20 protein-coding genes and 1 pseudogene are annotated in these 19,940 nt (G+C 39.5%); 2 read left to right on the forward strand and 19 right to left on the reverse strand.

Annotated elements, in window-relative coordinates; translation table 11 throughout:
• Positions 1–25 precede the first annotated feature (25 nt).
• Together NKF87_RS09920 and NKF87_RS09925 are read right to left on the reverse strand one after the other, a co-directional pair.
• A complete protein-coding gene (locus NKF87_RS09920; protein WP_006856814.1) occupies positions 26–625 on the reverse strand; it encodes a DUF1349 domain-containing protein in 600 nt (199 codons plus the stop codon).
• Between the two features lie 42 nt (positions 626–667).
• Positions 668–1,879, reverse strand: a complete 1,212-nt coding sequence (locus tag NKF87_RS09925) for an MFS transporter (RefSeq protein WP_253583513.1) — start codon at positions 1,877–1,879, stop codon at positions 668–670.
• A 115-nt stretch (positions 1,880–1,994) separates the two neighbouring features.
• On the opposite strand from NKF87_RS09925, the gene NKF87_RS09930 reads away from it, so the two are divergent.
• On the forward strand, positions 1,995–2,891 hold the full coding sequence (locus NKF87_RS09930; protein WP_226853949.1) for an AraC family transcriptional regulator: 897 nt from the start codon (positions 1,995–1,997) through the stop codon (positions 2,889–2,891).
• 176 nt (positions 2,892–3,067) lie between these two features.
• On the opposite strand, the pseudogene NKF87_RS14335 reads toward NKF87_RS09930, so the two are convergent.
• From NKF87_RS14335 to tdh, 13 genes and pseudogenes are all read right to left on the reverse strand, one after another.
• Positions 3,068–3,160 (reverse strand): annotated as a pseudogene (locus NKF87_RS14335) (DUF6040 family protein); the annotation flags it as partial.
• 528 nt (positions 3,161–3,688) lie between these two features.
• Positions 3,689–4,066, reverse strand: a complete 378-nt coding sequence (locus NKF87_RS09935) for an SdpI family protein (protein ID WP_003864540.1) — start codon at positions 4,064–4,066, stop codon at positions 3,689–3,691.
• Between the two features lie 320 nt (positions 4,067–4,386).
• The gene (locus NKF87_RS09940) at positions 4,387–4,548 is read right to left on the reverse strand and encodes a hypothetical protein (RefSeq protein WP_253583515.1); all 162 of its coding nucleotides are present in this window, start codon (positions 4,546–4,548) and stop codon (positions 4,387–4,389) included.
• A 4-nt stretch (positions 4,549–4,552) separates the two neighbouring features.
• Positions 4,553–5,068 (reverse strand): hypothetical protein, encoded by a 516-nt coding sequence (locus NKF87_RS09945; protein WP_253583517.1) that lies wholly within the window; start codon positions 5,066–5,068, stop codon positions 4,553–4,555.
• 11 nt (positions 5,069–5,079) lie between these two features.
• Entirely contained in the window at positions 5,080–5,466 is a 387-nt protein-coding gene (locus tag NKF87_RS09950) for a hypothetical protein (RefSeq protein WP_253583518.1), read from the reverse strand.
• The gene (locus NKF87_RS09955) at positions 5,456–5,848 is read right to left on the reverse strand and encodes a hypothetical protein (protein WP_253583520.1); all 393 of its coding nucleotides are present in this window, start codon (positions 5,846–5,848) and stop codon (positions 5,456–5,458) included. The genes NKF87_RS09950 and NKF87_RS09955 overlap by 11 nt, the downstream gene beginning before the upstream one ends.
• 46 nt (positions 5,849–5,894) lie before the next feature.
• The gene (locus NKF87_RS09960) at positions 5,895–6,329 is read right to left on the reverse strand and encodes a hypothetical protein (RefSeq protein ID WP_253583522.1); all 435 of its coding nucleotides are present in this window, start codon (positions 6,327–6,329) and stop codon (positions 5,895–5,897) included.
• Positions 6,330–6,357: 28 nt separating this feature from the next.
• Entirely contained in the window at positions 6,358–7,293 is a 936-nt protein-coding gene (locus tag NKF87_RS09965; protein WP_253583524.1) for a suppressor of fused domain protein, read from the reverse strand.
• 62 nt (positions 7,294–7,355) lie between these two features.
• Positions 7,356–7,826: a hypothetical protein gene (locus NKF87_RS09970; protein WP_253583526.1), complete on the reverse strand. Its 471-nt coding sequence runs from the start codon at positions 7,824–7,826 to the stop codon at positions 7,356–7,358.
• A gap of 159 nt (positions 7,827–7,985) precedes the next feature.
• Positions 7,986–10,610, reverse strand: coding sequence for a pyruvate, phosphate dikinase (ppdK, locus tag NKF87_RS09975; RefSeq protein ID WP_055283630.1), 2,625 nt, complete (start codon positions 10,608–10,610; stop codon positions 7,986–7,988).
• 176 nt (positions 10,611–10,786) lie between these two features.
• Positions 10,787–12,175 (reverse strand): aminopeptidase, encoded by a 1,389-nt coding sequence (locus tag NKF87_RS09980; protein WP_022415103.1) that lies wholly within the window; start codon positions 12,173–12,175, stop codon positions 10,787–10,789.
• A 122-nt stretch (positions 12,176–12,297) separates the two neighbouring features.
• Entirely contained in the window at positions 12,298–13,500 is a 1,203-nt protein-coding gene (locus tag NKF87_RS09985; protein WP_022415102.1) for a glycine C-acetyltransferase, read from the reverse strand.
• Positions 13,501–13,558: 58 nt separating this feature from the next.
• Positions 13,559–14,620: an L-threonine 3-dehydrogenase gene (tdh, locus tag NKF87_RS09990; protein WP_117598212.1), complete on the reverse strand. Its 1,062-nt coding sequence runs from the start codon at positions 14,618–14,620 to the stop codon at positions 13,559–13,561.
• A 279-nt stretch (positions 14,621–14,899) separates the two neighbouring features.
• Here tdh and sstT point away from each other — a divergent pair, with 279 nt between their 5' ends.
• Positions 14,900–16,120, forward strand: a complete 1,221-nt coding sequence (sstT, locus tag NKF87_RS09995) for a serine/threonine transporter SstT (protein WP_022415100.1) — start codon at positions 14,900–14,902, stop codon at positions 16,118–16,120.
• Positions 16,121–16,253: 133 nt separating this feature from the next.
• Here sstT and grdD read toward each other — a convergent pair whose 3' ends face one another.
• The 4 genes from grdD to trxA all read right to left on the reverse strand — a co-directional run bounded on the left by grdD (position 16,254) and on the right by trxA (position 19,930).
• Entirely contained in the window at positions 16,254–17,408 is a 1,155-nt protein-coding gene (gene grdD / locus NKF87_RS10000; protein WP_117598213.1) for a glycine/sarcosine/betaine reductase complex component C subunit alpha, read from the reverse strand.
• A 12-nt stretch (positions 17,409–17,420) separates the two neighbouring features.
• Positions 17,421–18,959, reverse strand: coding sequence for a glycine/sarcosine/betaine reductase complex component C subunit beta (grdC, locus tag NKF87_RS10005; protein WP_117598214.1), 1,539 nt, complete (start codon positions 18,957–18,959; stop codon positions 17,421–17,423).
• Between the two features lie 114 nt (positions 18,960–19,073).
• Complete coding sequence (gene grdA / locus NKF87_RS10010) at positions 19,074–19,535, reverse strand: glycine/sarcosine/betaine reductase complex selenoprotein A (protein ID WP_080656513.1); 462 nt, start codon at positions 19,533–19,535, stop codon at positions 19,074–19,076.
• 77 nt (positions 19,536–19,612) lie between these two features.
• The gene (gene trxA / locus NKF87_RS10015; protein WP_022415097.1) at positions 19,613–19,930 is read right to left on the reverse strand and encodes a thioredoxin TrxA; all 318 of its coding nucleotides are present in this window, start codon (positions 19,928–19,930) and stop codon (positions 19,613–19,615) included.
• Between the last annotated feature and the right edge of the window lie 10 nt (positions 19,931–19,940).

The raw sequence follows: 19,940 nt of genomic DNA on the forward strand, positions 1-19,940 counted from the left end.
AGATTTATCTTTAGAAATCATATCATCAATCACGCCAGTCTGCATCTGATTCCCATTTACATTCCGTAATCTGCATATTTGAAAATGTTGCCTTATATGAGCCTTCTGTCGGGCTGCATGCATATATTCCATAAGTAATTTTTTCTGCACCTTCCCACATATGGAAAATACGCATTTGTCTGAAATTTATGCCATCCTCACTGCATTCAATACAGTAGTCACTGTCCCTTCGTGAAAAACGATACCACATACTTTTAATATCAGAGGATATGTCTGTTGTTGCCCAGTCAGAATATCCATGATTGGTTACAACGCTTCCCAATCGCTGTATTTTTTCATTCTCATATTCTATAGATGCCTTAAACCAATTATCACTATTTAAATACATAGCTACACCACACTGGTCAAAACGACAGGTACTCTCGAATTCTGTTTTAACAATAAAAGAAAAGTACTTGTCCGTTGTTTCAACTTGAAATACTGGAGCATTATCATTTTGAAAACCATAATAAGTGCGTGCCCATAAGTCGGTACCCCTTTCTGTAAGAATTACAACTTTATCCTCACTAATTTGTACCTGCTTTGGTTGACGTATCCATTTAGGATTGTTTTTCAAAAATTCCATCTTTTGTCTCACTTTCTTTTTTATTTTAATAAGCAGCTATATTTAGTGCCTACTTTTCACTGTATTATAATTAGTAATTTTCTTTTGTCTTCTGCAAAGAATGACTCCTATAAGTAGCAACACTGGAAAAATAATTCCTGCCAAAATTCCCATCTTTAGGTTATCCCCAAAAGCTCCTGATACCATTCCAACCAATGTAGGACCTCCTGAACAACCTATATCTCCACCTAATGCCAGCAATGCAAACATGGCTGTTCCCCCTTTTGGCAAAGCTGCTGATGCCTTGCTGAAAGTTCCAGGCCACATGATTCCCACTGAAAACCCACAGACAGCGCAGGCAATCAGATTTAATAGCGGAATCGGGAATAATGAAATCCCTAAATAGGATAAAATACATAAAAAACTACTATAAATCATAAAGTGTTCCAAATTGATACGGTCACCATACTTACCATAAAACAATCTTGATATTCCCATTAGAACCGCAAATGCCATCGGCCCTGCTAAGTCGCCGGCTGCCTTTGAAATTCCAAGACCTTTTTCTGCAAAAGCAGAGGCCCATTGACTTACTGCTTGCTCACTTGCTCCTGCACATATCATCATAATCAACAAAATCCAAAAAATTTTCATCCGGAACAATTCCTTTAATCCAAGTCCGGTATCTCCATCCTCAAGCAATGGTGCAATGGGAACCTTTGAAAAAACAAAAGCATTTCCAATTGGAATAACCGCCCAAATAATGGCTAATATTTTCCAGTTATCTATACCGACTACATAAAAGAACACTGTTGATATGAGTACAACTCCGGCGTGTCCCCAGCAATAAAAAGAATGCAACAGGCTCATTGCTTTTTCCTTATTGTCGGATGGGCAAGCCTCAACAACTGGACTGACTAGGACTTCCAAAAGTCCACCACCTACCGCATAGATCATTACAGCAATCAAAATTCCAATAAAGGAAACTGGTAAAATCTCTGGTAAAACTGTAAGAAGGAATAATCCTGCTGCTGCTAGAACATGAGCTATAATCATTGATATCCGATATCCTATTTTATCAACAAATCTGACAGAAAGAAAATCAACCAGTAGTTGTATCCCAAAATTAAAAGTCACTAACAATGTAATTTGGGAAATTGGAATATGATAGCATTTCTGAAAAAACAAAAAAAGCAGTGGTGTAAAATTATTAACGATAGCTTGTACAATATAACCTACAAAACAGGCTGTAATTGTCTTATTATATTGGTTTTTCATTTTGTCCTCCTCTAATAAATGTGATTATATCGTAAACTTTATATCTAGTCATTGCATAAAATCATATATTTATGGTACAATATAACAAATTTCATTATTTATGAGGAAATATAACATGGAGACTTTTAAGATAACTACAGATGAAACACTACGAGAAACCATCCAGCATGGCAACAATCGTTATCCATTTGCATACTATCCTGATAATATTTGGAAATTTGACTTCCATCGCATTGACTGGCATTGGCATCATGAATTAGAATTTCTTTATACTGCTGAAGGTACTGCGCTCTGCCTTATAGGTACAAGTAAAATAGAACTACATAAAGGTTGCGGCATATTTATCAATAGCGGTGTCCTGCATCGTTTTGAAGCACAAAGCAGTACATTTGCACCTAATATTGTTTTTTCGCCAACCCTATTAGCACCCGAAAACAGCCTCATTTACGAAAAATATATTCTTCCTGTGATAAGCTCGTCTGTTCCATATCAAGTTTTCAGTCCATCCAACACATTTGGAAAACAGGTGCTACAACTTTTGTCGCAAATTTGTACTATTCAGGAAACTAAGCCGGATAATGAATTATGTACTATACAACTTTTATTTCAGCTTTGGAACATATTGCAAAAAAATATGGACTGGACTTCTGATTCTAACAGTATTCATCGATTAAATCACAAACAAGCAAGATTACAAGCTATGATGCAGTATATTCATGAGCACTACATGGAAGAGATTACATTGGAGACGATTGCGGCATCGGCATCTATCAGCAAAAGTGGAGCTTTACACATTTTTCAAACTGGCATCCACTGTTCTCCGGTAGCATATCTAATTCAATACAGACTAGCACAGGCTGCTGAACAACTTTATATCACTCAAAAATCGGTTTCTTCCATTGCAGAAGAAACCGGATTTACAAGTTCCGGCTATTTCTGCCGGAAGTTTAGACAATATTATCATATGAGTCCAAATGAATACAGAAAGAAGAAAACAGAGGAAATTTCTTAATTTCTACTTTCTGTAATCATACAATATTTGGAGATAATGTTGTTTTTCGTTATATTATCTGTATCAATTATGCTGACAATATACTATTTATGCATCATATTTACAATGTTCAAAAGATAAAAGTATTCTATATGCAAATGGATAGATTTATATATTTTATCTATCTGTTTGCAATTTTAATAATAACTCCTTGTATCCCGCCAGCCTTTTATATACCACCTGATTGCAACATATACCAGTTGCACGAATAATAAGAGAAATAGCAGATTACCACAATGAATGTCTATGCACACTCTACAAAAAAAGCCAAGCGGGAATCCGCAAAGTTATTTGATAAAGTGGCAGGCAATGACTAAATAAAACTTTCCCTTATTTCCCTTACGATTATCTCATAAGGGCAAAAATAAGGGAAAATACATATCATTTCACTAATGAATGGGCTGGAATGCCTGTAAAATTGGGAAAGTTAGCCAGATATTTCGGCAAACTGGAAGTTATCTTTTCTTATAGGTAATTACGATTCCAATAATAGAAGCAATGAAAGCAAGTGGTGCTAATCTCACAAAGACAAATTCAAATCCATGTAATATGGTTCCTGCAACTGCACACTCTTTGAAACCACAAAATTACGTATGGAATGTAGTTTGAACGAATAATATTTTCCATAAAAAATTATTCAATTTTTGTATAAACTTTCTTATCTTTCCATCAAAAAAAAATCTGTATCCCCTTACGCTCTTGGGTGGCGTAAGGGATTTACAGATTTTTATTACTACTTATTCTCTACATACTGGAATTTATCGTCTTGTTCCATTCTTATCAAAATTCTTTTTTAATGCTATTTCTGTTGGGAGAATAGACCCAATTAAAGGAATAAGTTGAACACCACAGATAATTCCTCCTATACTCCCAACACAATCTTCATTTTTTCCAATCACTAAAAGCATGAATATTACTGTTATCGGCAACATAACCATTCCACAGACATACCAGACTTTACCACAATATTTATGAGCAAATTCCCATGTGTCTTTGTTCTTCATAGACATCGAAGTCCGATATCCAAATACTGAATTTATTTCCTTTGGAGCCTTTTTCATAAAATATCTTCCAAAACCAATCATCGTAAATGGAAGAAGCAAATCCATAATCAACATAAAAATCCAAAACCCCATTGTAAACCTCCTTTACTACAACTCCCGATTTGTCTTTATCATCATACTACCACACCCAAGAACTTTTGTACATTTTTCACGTAAAAAACCCCTCACACCATAATTGATGTAAGGGGTTTTCTATATAAGCTAATTAACGTTCTATGTTAGTCACCTACAATGTACTAATAGCTGCCTGTTGGATGTATTAAAAAAAGTTTCTCTATTTAACTTCAGACAACGTTAATCTTTTACAAACTAAATTTGTTTTTATTAAAAGCAATGATATTCAAAAAATCCTATAGCCCCTATGCGCAAAATATTAAATAGATACTGGAATTTTATTTAGAAACATTTTCCGCTGGCTCTCCGTCCGCATTAATCGCTCCTTCAAGCCATGCCATAATACCAAAGTTACAAAATGGACAAGTTATCGCCTCCTTATATACTTCATTCTCACAACAAGGGCATATAACATATTCTTCACTTTTTATATCTTGCATAAGCTTATTCTCCTTTATCCAATTTTTGATTACTAATAATTTTTAATGTTTTAAAACTGCTACTTGGATTAACCTTCGCTGCATATAATATTGGCGTTTCCTCTTTATCCATAGTATATACTTCTTCGACACAAGGAAACTGCACATAATCTCTTAATGTCTGTTTTACAATTTCAATTTTTTCACCTTTTAATATCCCCTCGTCAAAAACTGCTGTTATACGCTCATATTTATAATTTATAGAAATAAAGATGTAATAATCAAAACATGCTGTTCTATAATCTTCCGGCAATGCATAGAAACTCACCCATTCTAATTTGTTATTTTGCAAATTTTTGAATAATACTTTACCTCTTTTATATTTTCTCACTTTCCCCGCAGTCTTATCTGTTATACTATACGACCAATGTGTAATTTCCTTATCAAACATATGAAATATTCTTTCCACAGAGTCAATTAACTTTTCATCTTCTATTGATTTGTGAATTTTACCATTATATGAAACTGTAAATGTATTCATCTTTTAATCACCTAATCATCATCTATCTTATCTCTTGTTGCACAATATCCACAAGGCATCTCTGCCACTTTTTCAATTGAAGGATCTAAGTCAAACACTTCTCCTAATGCAACTACTTTCGCATCTTCCACTCCATGTGATCCACCACATAAGAATTGCCACATACCATCATCTTCATCATGCGATACAAATAAGATTGGACTTTCCCCATTCACTATATGATTACAAATAATACATGCAGTATCGCGTGTATTCACAAATGGAAACTTATTATTAACCCGAATTTTCCCCTGTAGCAGTTGTTTCAAATTCATTACTTTTTTCCCCCCACAACTTTCCGATTTTCTTAATTCTGCAAATCGGGATTTTATTGCTAGCAAGCAGACCTTATCTTTCATATAAAATATGCAAGTCTCCGTCAACAAATCCAATGCCTATTGCTTGATATTCTTTTAATTTTCCAGCATATTTTCCAAAAGAAAGGTATTCATTCACTAAATCAATGCAAAATGTTTCCATTGATTTCCAATCACTTTCACGCTCTATCACGAAAGTTTTATCTCTTGTAGTAAATACTTCATCACAAGCCCAATCGTCATTATCCGTATTGAATGAAAATGTGCCTACTAATTCAATAGACCATTTATTATTCATATCTTCATATAAATTAAAGTTAATCGCTTTTATTTCACTATCCAATTCATTCTTTAAAAGCAAATCTAACCATTCAAAGAAATCTTTGTTGTTTTTATTCGATTTTAATCTATCAAGTAATCCCATATTTCGACCTCCGAATCCTTGAATTTATCTTGCAATTAGAAACCGTTTATCTTGTATATGGTTCGGTGTCTTTTCCATCATATACAAATACTTTTATATCCGTATTTTCATTAACCTCAGCATGGATACCTACCGTGTATTCTTTATCTGTAACATTCTGAAAAGAATAGCAACCGCCAGCAGGAATACTGTCAGATACAAGTTCCTGTTTTCCTTCACAGAGCAGATGTACAGTAATGTCAAAATCGTTTCTGTTCTGGACTGTCAACACGCCTGTATTAGACAAAATTTTTGCGTCAGAATATGTAATTACATAGGAATCAGGCGTTGACTTTTCCGCACAGACCACAGAACACTCCCACTGTGTCTCTGCTTTTGCCTTTCGATAGGCTTCCGAAGACTTATATGTTGAAAATATAATCATTGTACTTATAGCAAGAATGCCAATGATGACAAATGCTATTGTTACTTTTTTCTTCACAACATCACCTCAACACACAAATTCCTATTTACATAACCGATTTTCTATTATAATTTGTTACATCACTGCCAATTTTTTCGTATAATTCTCTAACACTAATCTGCTTATTCCGAATTGCTTTTAATTCATTATCAGTTACTCCAATAAGCTCAACAAAACTTACTCTTCCATTTGGTGTATTTATTTCATGAAATTTATCATCCGGTACTGTAATAAATCCAGTTATATTGGATTTTCCACTACAATCAATCCCTTCTGTCTGACCAGTGTATAAGTATTCATAATTATTAAAAATTTCACCTTTGGTAAAAGTAATTCTCGCGATGGATTGTAAAATTCCACATATACATTTTATTTCATTTTCTTCATTTTCATAATTATCTTTTTTTAGCTTAAAGGTAAATTCCATTCCGTAGCCACTTACATCCTTTATGTCAGATTCTTTTTCATATAATTCTGATAATCCATAAGTTATAAAATGCCAATAATCGCCACCATCATAAACGCTTATACCACGAAGAGGATCATTACCTCCCAATTCCCAACTTATTAAAATACCATAATGTTTGGGATTCTTTTGATCTCGATATATCTCATCACACAATTCAGTTATAGCATCCCATCCGTTTGCTTTATTATCATTGTTTTCATTCTTTACTACCCAGTCACTATCCACCTTATCTCTTGTTGCACAATATCCACACGGCATCTCTGCCACTTTTCCAATTGAAGGATCTAAGTCAAACACTTCTCCTAATGCAACTACTTTCGCATCTTCCATTCCATGTGATCCACCACATAAGAACTGCCATATACCATCATCCCCATCGTGTGATACAAATAAAATCGGCTTTTCTCCATTCAAAATATGATTACAAATAATACATGCCGTATCGCGTGTCTCCGCAAATGGGAACTTATTATTAACCCGAATTTTCCCCTGCAGCAGTTGTTTCAAATTCATTACTTTTTTCCTCCCATAACTTTCAATTTTCTTGATTCTGCAAACTGGAATTTCATAACTTATCAATCCCAATATAATATTATCATATGGTCTATCTTCTTGCGGTCAGTCAGCTCTATAATATGAGGATTATTCTCTTCCTGAGCTATAAGCCATACTTTATAGTTTCCACATTCATCACTATCTCCAACAAAAGAAATATTACTTGGTTCAGCAACACCACTTTTTTCAATATATCTCTCTATTTGGGAAATAGGTAAAACTGTGTCAATCCAAAGAGCATCGGCGTATGTTGATTTTTCTCCTTTACTATTTGTGATTTCATAGCCATAAGTAGATACATAAATTACACTATCTGAGTCAGCAGACTTAATCTGTGCTACAAAGTTTTGTAAAGGATTAATATCTTCTTCGTCTAAACAAAAACTATTATAATCCTTACTTTTTTTATCAAAGTAATTATCAAATTCCATCAGAACATCATCATTCAAATCAAATTTTCTTGAATTAAAAACTATTTCTAATATGCCCATATTTTATTCCTCAAATCCCGCTTTATCTTTATCATCATACTACCACACCCAAGAACTTTTGTACATTTTTCACGTAAAAAAAACCCCTCACACCATAATTGATGTAAGGGGTTTTCTATATAAGCTAATTAACGTTCTATGTTAGTCACCTACAGTGTACTATTTCTGGTTAATTGCTGCCTGTGCTGCTGCAAGACGAGCGATTGGTACACGGAATGGTGAGCAAGATACATAGTCAAGACCGATCTTGTTGCAGAATTCAACTGAAGATGGATCTCCACCGTGTTCTCCACAGATACCAACGTGAAGGCTTGGATTAACCGGCTTACCTAATTCGATAGCCATTTCCATTAATTTACCAACACCTGTCTGGTCAAGCTTAGCAAATGGATCGTTCTCGAAGATCTTAGCATCATAGTAAGCATCTAAGAACTTACCAGCATCGTCACGAGAGAATCCGTATGTCATCTGTGTTAAGTCGTTTGTACCGAAGCAGAAGAAGTCAGCTTCTGAAGCGATCTGATCAGCTGTAAGAGCTGCTCTTGGGATCTCGATCATTGTTCCAACTTCGTACTCAAGATCGCTGTTTGCTGCTGCAATCTCAGCGTCTGCTGTCTCTACTACGAATTTCTTAACATATTTAAGCTCTTTGATGTCTCCAACAAGTGGGATCATGATTTCTGGTTTTACGTTCCAGTCTGGGTGAGCTTTCTTTACATTGATTGCTGCACGGATAACAGCGCTTGTCTGCATCTTAGCAATCTCTGGATATGTTACTGCAAGACGGCATCCACGGTGTCCCATCATTGGGTTGAACTCATGAAGGCTGTCGATGATTGTCTTGATCTGCTCAACAGTTTTACCCTGAGCGTCAGCAAGTTTCTTAATGTCTTCCTCTTCTGTAGGAACGAACTCATGAAGCGGTGGATCAAGGAAACGAATAGTAACCGGGTTACCTTCCAGTGCTTCATACAGTTTTTCGAAGTCTCCCTGCTGTTCTGGAAGAATCTTAGCAAGTGCTGCTTCTCTTTCTTCTTCTGTCTCAGAGCAGATCATTTCACGGAATGCATCGATTCTGTTTCCTTCGAAGAACATATGCTCTGTACGGCAAAGTCCGATACCTTCTGCACCAAGTTCGCGTGCTTTTACAGCATCGTGTGGTGTATCAGCGTTTGTACGAACTTTCATTGTTCTGTATTTGTCAGCCCATCCCATAATTCTTCCGAATTCACCAGCGATTGTTGCATCAACTGTTGGGATGATACCATCATAGATATTACCTGTAGAACCATCAAGTGAGATGCAGTCTCCTTCATGATATTCTTTTCCGGCAAGTGTAAATTTCTTATTAGCTTCGTCCATTGCGATGTCACCGCAACCAGATACACAGCATGTACCCATACCACGAGCAACTACGGCTGCGTGAGATGTCATACCACCACGAACTGTCAGGATACCCTGTGCAGACTTCATACCTGTGATATCTTCTGGTGATGTCTCAAGACGTACAAGAACAACTTTTTCTCCTCTTTCAGCCCATTCTACAGCATCGTCAGCTGTGAATACGATCTTACCGCAAGCAGCTCCCGGAGATGCTCCAAGTGCTTTTGCAAGTGGTGTAGCCTCTTTCAGGGCTTTTGCATCGAACTGTGGGTGAAGCAGAGAGTCAAGGTTACGAGGGTCGATCATTGCAACAGCCTCTTCCTCTGTTCTCATTCCTTCATCAACAAGATCACAAGCGATTTTCAGAGCAGCTTTTGCTGTTCTCTTACCATTACGTGTCTGTAACATGTACAGTTTACCATGCTCTACAGTAAACTCCATGTCCTGCATATCTCTATAGTGTTTTTCAAGAGTTTCACAAACCTGTTTGAACTGTACGAATGCTTCTGGGAATTTCTCTTCCATTTCTGAAATGTGCATTGGTGTACGAACACCGGCAACTACGTCTTCTCCCTGTGCATTTGTAAGGAATTCTCCGAACAGACCGTTCTCTCCTGTAGCTGGGTCACGAGTAAACGCAACACCTGTACCACAGTCATCTCCCATGTTACCAAATGCCATCATCTGTACGTTAACAGCTGTTCCCCATGAATATGGGATATCATTGTCACGACGATATACGTTAGCTCTTGGGTTGTCCCATGAACGGAATACAGCTTTTACTGCTTCCATTAACTGTTCCTTCGGATCAGATGGGAAATCAGAACCAATCTTCTCTTTGTATTCAGCCTTGAACTGGTTAGCCAGCTCTTTCAGGTCTTCTGCAGTAAGTTCAACGTCCTGCTTAACACCTCTGTCAGCTTTCATCTTGTCGATCAGCTCTTCGAAATATTTCTTTCCAACTTCCATAACTACGTCAGAGAACATCTGGATGAATCTTCTGTAGCAGTCCCAAGCCCAACGAGGATTTCCTGAAGCTTCAGCAAGTGTCTCAACTACTTCTTCATTTAATCCAAGGTTCAGGATTGTATCCATCATACCAGGCATAGAAGCTCTTGCTCCAGAACGAACTGAAACGAGAAGTGGATTCTTCTTATCTCCGAATTTCTTTCCTGTAATTCCTTCCATTTTATCGATGGCTTCCATGATCTGACCCATAATTTCGTCATTGATCTGTCTGCCGTCTTCGTAGTACTGTGTACAAGCTTCTGTTGTTACAGTGAAGCCCTGTGGTACCGGAAGACCTAAGTTTGTCATTTCAGCAAGGTTTGCACCTTTTCCACCAAGAAGGTTTCTCATGGTTGCGTTACCTTCTGTAAACATATAAACCCATTTTGCCATTTGTCATGACCTCCTAAAACTAAATTTTCTAAGTCGCACTTCATATTTTACTGTTTTTGCCAGTTTTCGTCAAGACTTTCACCAATAAATCTGTTGATTTTTCCTGTGTTTTTCAGTCATTGTGCACAATTGTGCTTATTCCCGTACATTCAAGTGCAAATATACGACTTCCTTTTTTAGATATTACGCAAAAACGACTTATATCCTCTGTAAGCCTCGTATACATCTGCCTTACTTGTTACTTCCCATGGTGCATGCATACTTAAGACTGCCACACCACTGTCGATAACTTCCATGCCATAATTTGCCATGATATAAGCAATTGTTCCACCGCCTCCAATGTCGACCTTTCCAAGTTCAGCGAACTGATACGATATATCTTCTGTATTCATCGCACGACGTATTTCTGCCAGATATTCTGCATTGGCATCATTGGAACCACTCTTTCCTCTTGCTCCGGTAAATTTATTGAATACCAGCCCTTTTCCAAAGAATGCCGCACTCCGTTTTTCAAAGGCTTCCGCATACATCGGATCATAAGCTGCGCTTACATCAGAAGAAAGCATTCTGGAATTCTGAAGCGCACGACGTACTTTCAATTCTGATTCCCCTTCTGTAAGAGCTACCAGTTCTGCCACAACATTTTCAAAGAAGCGAGAATGCATACCGGTTGCACCAACACTTCCGATCTCTTCTTTGTCAACCAGGATGCAGCATGAAGTACGCACTGCTTCTTCGACATCCAGCATAGCGAATAATGAGGTAAATGCACACACTCTGTCATCCTGTCCATAAGCCAGTATCATACTTCTGTCAATTCCACAATCTCTGGCCTTTCCTGCAGGTACGATTTCCAGTTCTGCCGACAGAAAATCTTCCTCTTCCATATCATAATAATCTGTCAGAATCCGCATGACATTGGCTTTTACTGCTTCTTTCTCACTCTCATCCAGTCTTTCTTCTTTCTCAAGCGGGCGGCTTCCGATCAGAAGATCCAGTTTCTCTCCTTCGATCACTACACTTGCTTTCTTTTCCATCTGTTTTCCTGCCAGATGGATCAGAAGATCTGTCACTACAAATACCGGATCCTCTTCTTTCTCTCCGATACTTACTTCCTGTACTGTTCCGTCGGTCTTAACAATCACTCCATGAAGAGCAAGAGGCAATGTCACCCATTGGTATTTCTTAATGCCGCCATAATAATGCGTATCCAGGTAAGCAAGTTCTTCGTTTTCATATAAAGGATTTTGTTTCACGTCGATTCTTGGTGAATCAATATGTGCTCCCAGTATGTTCATACCATTTTCCAGTGGTTCTTTTCCGATCCTGAACATGGCAATACTTTTTCCCATGCATACTGCATAGACTTTATCTCCTGTTTTTAAACTTCCTTTGATATCATTCAGGTTACGATACCCCTGCTTTTCAATCTCTTTCACAGTCAGACGGATACATTCTCTCTCCGTCTTTCCTTCATCCAGGCATACTTTATATCTGTCATTAATCTGATCCAGTTCTTTTAACTGTTCCTGTGTGTATGTCTTCCATGCATTTCTTCTTTCCATTGTCAGTCTCTCCTTTCAAGTTTACGCTGTGTTTAGTATAACACAAAAAAGAAAATGGTACGCACCACTTTTCATAAATGCTACGTACCATTTTTTCTCATCTTTTATTTATTTTTATCCGGTTATTTATTTAATCCCATCTCTTCTCTTACTTCAATAAAACATTTTACGATGAAATCAATATCTTCTTTTGTATGGCTTGCACATACCTGTGTACGGATTCTTGCTTTTCCCTTCGGTACAACCGGGTAAGAGAATGCTACAACATATACACCTTTTTCCATCATACGTTTTGCGAATTCTGCTGCTGTCTTCTCATCATAGAGCATAACAGGTACGCATGGATGTGTTCCCGGAATAATATCAAATCCGTTGTCTACCAGCTGTTTTCTGTAGTATGCAGTTACCTCTTCCAGGTGATCACGAAGTTCTGTACTCTCCTCCAGCATGTCAAACAGTTCCAGGCTGGCTCCTGCAATTGCCGGTGCCAGAGAGTTAGAGAACAGGTACGGACGGCTTCTCTGTCTTAACAGATCAATGATCTCTTTCCGTCCGGATGTATATCCGCCGGATGCTCCTCCAAGTGCTTTTCCCAATGTTCCGGTAATGATATCCACACGGCCTTCCACACCACAGTACTCTGCTGTTCCACGTCCGGTCTTTCCTACAAATCCGACCGCATGGCTATCATCAACCATAACCAGTGCGTTATATTTATCAGCCAGATCACATACCCCTTTTAAATTACAGATGATTCCATCCATAGAAAATACGCCATCTGTAGCGATCAGTTTGATTCTTGCTCCGGCTTCGTCTGCTTCTTTTAATTTTGCTTCCAGATCTTTCATATCGTTATTCTTATAGCGGAAACGTTTTGCTTTACACAGACGTACTCCGTCAATGATAGAAGCATGATTCAGTTCATCACTGATGACTGCATCTTCTGCTGTCAGAATTGTCTCGAATAATCCTCCGTTTGCATCAAAGCATGAAGAATAAAGGATCGTATCGTCTGTTCCCAGAAATCCGGAGATCTTTTTCTCCAGTTTCTTATGAATGTCCTGTGTTCCACATATAAAACGTACAGATGCTACTCCGTATCCTTTTTCATCATATGTTCTCTTAGCTGCCTCGATCAGTCTCGGGTTATCCCCCAGTCCAAGGTAGTTATTCGCACACATACAAAGAAGTTCTCTTCCGTCTTCCATCTTCACTCTTGCTCCCTGCGGGGATACAAAAGGTGCCTCTCCTTTGAAAAGCCCGGCTTCTTTGATTCCTTCTACTTCTTTTGTATAAATGCTTAAAATATCGTCTTTACGTGCCATTTTCTCAACCTCTCCATTTTTATTCTGCCTTTTTCCTACTTTGTTCCATGCACTCTTCTTAGTCATTTACATGTGCCCAGTCCAGAATGACTTTTCCCGAATTACCGGAGATCATAGCGTCAAATCCTTTCTGGAAATCTTTGATGTCAAAATGATGTGTGATGATATCTGAGATATCGAGTCCTGCCTGTAACATCGTAGACATCTTGTACCATGTATCCCATACTTTACGTCCATAGATTCCTTTCAGATGTAATCCGTTGAAAATTACTGTCTCAAGATCTACTTTAGCATCTGTTCTCTGTAATCCTAACAGTGCAATGTGTCCGCCGTGCTTCATATTGTGGATCATATCATCCAATGCCACCTGTGATCCGGACATCTCAAGACCGACATCAAATCCTTCTGCCATTCCGATCTCTTTCATGACATCTTTCAGATTCTCTTCTTTTAAGTTAACTGTTCTTGTTGCTCCCAGCTTCTTCGCAAGTTCCAGTCTGTATGGATTCATATCCGTTACCACAACATGTCTTGCACCCGAGAACTTCACGATTGCTGCTGCCATACATCCGATCGGGCCTGCTCCGGCGATCAGCACATCCTCCCCCAGTGCTTCAAAAGAAAGTGCTGTATGTGTTGCATTTCCAAATGGATCAAAAATTGCATACATCTCTTCCGGAATGTTCGGATTACATGGCCATACGTTACTTGACGGAATCACAAGATATTCCGCAAATGCTCCGTTACGGTTCACGCCGACACCTTTCGCATCCTTACAGTTCTCCTTGTGTCCTTCCAGACAGTTACGGCATTTTCCACATGTAATATGTCCTTCACCGGATACCAGATCACCGATCTTGAACCCCTGTACACCTTCCCCTTTTTCTACGATCTCTCCAACATACTCATGACCTGCTGTAAGGCCGATCGGAATCGTATGCTGTGCCCAGTCATTCCACTGATAAATATGTACATCCGTTCCACAGATTGCTGTCTTGTGGATCTTGATCTTCACATCATTCGGTCCTACTTCCGGAATCGGAACACGCTTCATCCACAGTCCTTCCTCCGGTTTTTCCTTTACTAGTGCCCACATCAGACCATCACTATTTAATTGCATATTATATGACCTCCCAAAAACACCATCTCCCCAGATGGCAATCTCTTTATTAACAATGGTTATTATACCACTCTTACTGCATATGCACAACCTCTAAACGATATTTTTTTGTTTAATATGACAATTTTTTCACATACTTTTTCCTTTTTCTTGTCATTTTGCACCAAAAATAATATTTACTTTCCTGCTCTTTTCCTGTATAATCATAATCATACTTGCGAAAAGCAAAAAAACAAAAGAGAGGGGTGCGGGATTCAAAAAAATCCTGCCAAAAAAACAATGAAAGATTTAATCAAAAAATGGAACAGCATCAGCCTAATCAAACGGATCATCTGCGGATTGATCATTGGTCTGGTTCTTGGTCTTGTTGTTCCGCAGGCATCCGTAATCTCGATTCTCGGAACCATGTTCGTCGGAGCACTGAAAGGAATCGCCCCGCTTCTGGTATTCTTCCTGGTTATGAGTGCACTCTGCCACATGAAGTCTGGTCAGAAGACCAATTTAAAATTTATTATCATTTTGTACATGGTTGGTAACCTTGTATCTGCCTTTGTAGCCGTTATTGCCTGCCGGTTATTCCCAGTAACACTGACCTTTACAGACACTGCTTCTGCTACCGATATCACTCCGCCAAGCGGAATTGCGGAAGTGCTCACCAACCTTTTGAACAATCTCGTTAAGAATCCGGTTGATTCCATTGTCAATGCTAATTATATCGGTATTCTTTTCTGGGCAGTTATTTTTGGAATTGCATTAAAACATGCGAACAAGGGAACAAAAGATGCACTGGAGAACATTTCCGATGCAACGGCGACCGCAGTTCAGTGGATCATCAACTGTGCTCCGTTCGGTATCATGGGACTGATCTTCTCTACGATTTCAGAACAGGGACTGGATGCATTACTTTCTTATGGAAAGTTAATCCTCGTTCTGGTTGGAAGTATGGCTGTTGTTATCTTCATTATCAATCCAGTCATTGTATTTATTTTCACAAAACAGAACCCATTTCCACTGGTATTTACCTGTCTGAAAGGAAGCTTTATCACAGCATTCTTCACCAGAAGTTCTGCTGCCAATATTCCGGTTAATATGGAACTTTGTAAGAAACTTGGTCTGGACGAAGATACCTACTCTATCTCCATTCCACTTGGAGCTACGATCAACATGGCAGGGGCTGCGATCACAATCTCTGTAATGGCTTTATCTACCGCTCATACACTGGATATCCATGTAGATTTTCTTACATCGATCATTCTCTGTGTACTTGCTGCATTAAGTGCCGCAGGTGCTTCTGGAGTTGCCGGCGGATCTCTTCTTCTTATCCCTATGGCCTGCAGCCTCTTCGGTGTACCGAATGATGTTGCCATGCAGGCTGTCGGTGTTGGATTTATCATCGGAGTTATCCAGGATTCCTGTGAGACAGGCCTCAATTCTTCATCCGATGTACTTTATACAGCCATTGCTGATATCCGTGAAAAGAGACTTCGCGGTCGGAAATAATACATAGAAGCTGCCACTGGCAGCTTCTATTCCATATTAAAAAATACCGGGAGTGGAAGAATCTTTCTATTGATTCTTCCACTCCCGTATTTATTCTTATTTTTTCACTCAAACCATTGGATTCCGTTATCCTTTAACTGATATATCCTGCCTTTTTAAGCTCCTCTTCTGCCTTTGCAAGATTCGCATCAGACACACGGATAATCGGTCCTGTACAGCCCATTCCGCTCTCTGCATAGATGTTCTGCTTCCACAGTACTTTCACCGCATCTTCCAGATCCATAACTTCTATTCCCGCAATCTGGGATGTCACGATCTCTTTTGGCGGAGCCTTTACTTCTATGGCTTCCGATGCCGGTTTCGACATCTGTTTTCTTGCCGCCAGAATATCTTTTAAACCGGCTTTGTCTGCTGCTACAAATTCTTTCTTTGCGATCTCAAATACTTTACTTTTTACCAGCTCCGCCGCATAACGGATTGCGCCTGCGATCACCGGTGCTCCTGACGCCCTGGATACAATCATAACCAGCTGTTCATAACCTTCCCCGACACCAGGGCCATAACCATATCCGGATGCTTCAAAGCTGCCTCCTGTTGTGTAAGAAGATAACATCTTCACCATGATATTTCCGGTCAGCGAATCACATACCATAATGTCCGGTGTTCCCTGCAGTACATCATTTCCACGCATTACACACCCCCCGTCAGCTCTTGCTGATTCAGCAAACGTAATGTCGTATCCGTTTTTCTCAAGTTCTTTTAATGCCATCTCCGTCTGGCGTGCACCATCCACATTCAGGATTCCCACTGTCGGATGCTCCTTACCACACGCCTTTGCAGCTATGATTCCATAGATTGTATTTTTGATCATTCCTTCTATACGGTCTGAACTGGAAGTTCCGGTTGTATTGGCAATGAACATCTCTCTTCCCTTCGCCGGAGTCACAACACGTCCAACCGTCGATACACCAATCGGGAATGGGAAATGCATCGTTACCGCACCGTCTACTTCATGCGATGCAAGCATTTCTTCCATCTTCTTATGACCTTCTTCATCATCTGCTACCTTCACGGTAGTAACGCCATCTGCTTCCAGTGTTCCGATATAATATACGTCAATTCCATCTTTTGCTGCCATCTTTGCGGCTTCCATGGCATTCTCTTCTCCATGTTCGCTACCCATTCCGGTCAGTGCAATCCTCGGTTTCTTTCCAAAGTTTCCGGTCTCCAGACCTTCTGCCATCTGCAGAAATGTGTCTGCAATGATTTTTTCAATCTTATCTGCCATCCTGCACACCCCCTATTCAGCCATCAGGGTTGCTGCAAATTCTTTCATCGCCTTTGCGATCAGTCCCTTTACTTCTTCCTCAGATACACCGGCAGCTTCTTCCTGTACAGCTGCTGTATTGCCATGAATAACGAATGATACCCCATCGAAAAGGTTCGTCATACGTCCAAGGAACAGGCTTCCTTTTCCGATGATCATTGCATTCTTAATCTTTCCATCCAGAATGTCTTCTCTTGCAAATCCTACATATGGGACACCGGAAGGAATGTGACCCTGTGTCGGTGCCCATCCGGTCAGGCCATGTTCTTTTGTAAAGTTTGCAAGTTCTTTTCTGTCCAGCTCGCCTCTCTTAACAGCCAGTGCACCGATCATCTTATAATTGGCAAGCGGTACATCTCCTGCTCCTGCCGGTTTTGTGATATCCGGATTCTGCATCTCCGGTGAGAATTTATCGATATCCGTAATTTTCATTCCTGCACGGTCAAGCGGGTCTGCTACCAGGCTTCCGATTACATTCTGCGGTGCAGAACCGGTTCCCACACTGTGGCGTCCAAGCATTCCGAGATCGATCTCCGGGTTCACTCCGTCATTCTCAGATACAACAACTGCAAATCCTCCCAGGCAGTCTTCCAGGATCGGAAGGCCTTTCTTTACATGATCTTTTCCGTTCATACCAAGTTTTGCAGTACAGCCTCCTGCTGTAACGACAACCGTCTTATACGCGCCTGCTTTTACCAGTGCGGCTGCCTCGATCAGTGCATGTGTCGGTGCTGCACAGAATCCTCTGGCATCTGATCCGGTTGCATTGACAAGACCTGCCACCTCTGCTGCCGCCTTCGCAAAGTTACCGCCGCCTCTTTGGTTCATATCTCCACAAGCTTCTTCCGCACAGTCAATTACATATTCAACATCTGATTTCTCAATTCCTGCATTCTTCACAGCATAGAGAAGGGCAAGTACACTGGAAGCCTTGCTCATAAGATTTTCATGCATAACATGAGAAGACAGGTTCACATCAATGTCATGTGCCGGTTTTACACAGCCCACTAACTGATGCTCAAAATATAATGGTTCCGCATGATCTTCGCTGATCAGCGTTTCGATCTCAGAAAGTTCCACCCCTTCATGGATTTTTTCAACTATGTCATCAGAGATCACCGGATCTTTTGCAAATGCTTCTTTATATTTTTCAACAAATGCTTTGTCCAGTCTCACTACTTCGAACATATCACATGCCTGTACCAGAAGTAAGAATTCTTCTTCCGGCATGATCTCTCCATATTTTCCGTAACGTTCTGCCCCTTCTTTTTTCTTGTCATAATACGGGAATTCTATTTCGGCAAGTTCATCCGGATGTGCATTACCGATATAAGTCTGATTCGGCCAGTAAGACACTGCCTCTTCATAAGAACGGAGATGCTCCGGTACTGCTTTTAAATATTCCGAATCCGGATTCACAACTCTTTCTGTTGTCTGTGTTGTTCCGTTGTATAAAACCATATCTGGTGTATGTACTAATACATAACTTGCCCCTTTAATTACACTGTTCATTGGTTATCCACCTTTCCATTTACCTCAAAATAAATACCCTGAAATTTAGAAAAAGGACAGTCCCTGTAGGAACACAACGGACCTGTCCTTTTCATTCGTATGAGAAACTTCGGACTATAACTGATCTCTGATAGCCTGCATCTCAGAAATGATATCATCAACATCTAATACCATTTCCATCATGCTTACCTGCTCATCATAAACCGCTTCGTCAAACTCTTCTTTCATCTCTGGTTCGCATACGTGATATACCGTGAGTCCAAGCTGGACCCCTGTCAATGGACCTGCGAAAGTAGGATCGCCTAAAGTTACAGTCTCAGCTGCAAGACCTGCAGCCTCTCCTTCTGCTGCGCCAAGAACTACTACCAAGTTCTCTGCACCATATTCTTCAGCGAATTCTTTTACTCTCTTCTGGTTTTCCAGATCCATTGCGCCTGCGCTCGTTCAGACGAAACATTCCGTAGATGAGAATACGATCTCAGCACCTGCAGTTTTTACACATTCTGCGATAGCCGGTCCCGGAATTCCATCACGGTCTCCGATAATTATTGCTTTTTTCCCTTCTAAAATAGCCATAATTACGATCTCCTTTCTTTTTTATTTAAACCTTATCAAGGTCATTCATCTATGATTTAGAAATTACCTCTCGAGAATCAGATATATTTCTTAATCATTGCTTCAATTGCTTCAGCTGTACAGTCATCTTTTACCAGCTCTTCTACTTTTTCCCCGTCTTTATAGATTGCCATTACAGGAAGTCCAAGAACTTTCTGGGCAATTGCAAGACGGCGTGCTTTTGTTGTATTTAACGATGTGAATTTGAGTTTGTCCCCATAAGTATCTGCAAATTCATGTACCTTCGGCATCAGTGCCTGACAAGGAACACATCCATCTCCATAAAAGTCAACAAATACATAACCTTCTGCTTTTAATACTTCTTCTTCAAACGTAGTCTTATCTACATCTATCATGTCATTTTTC

It is taken from the genome of Dorea longicatena (assembly GCF_024168045.1).
GTDB lineage: Bacteria > Bacillota > Clostridia > Lachnospirales > Lachnospiraceae > Dorea_A.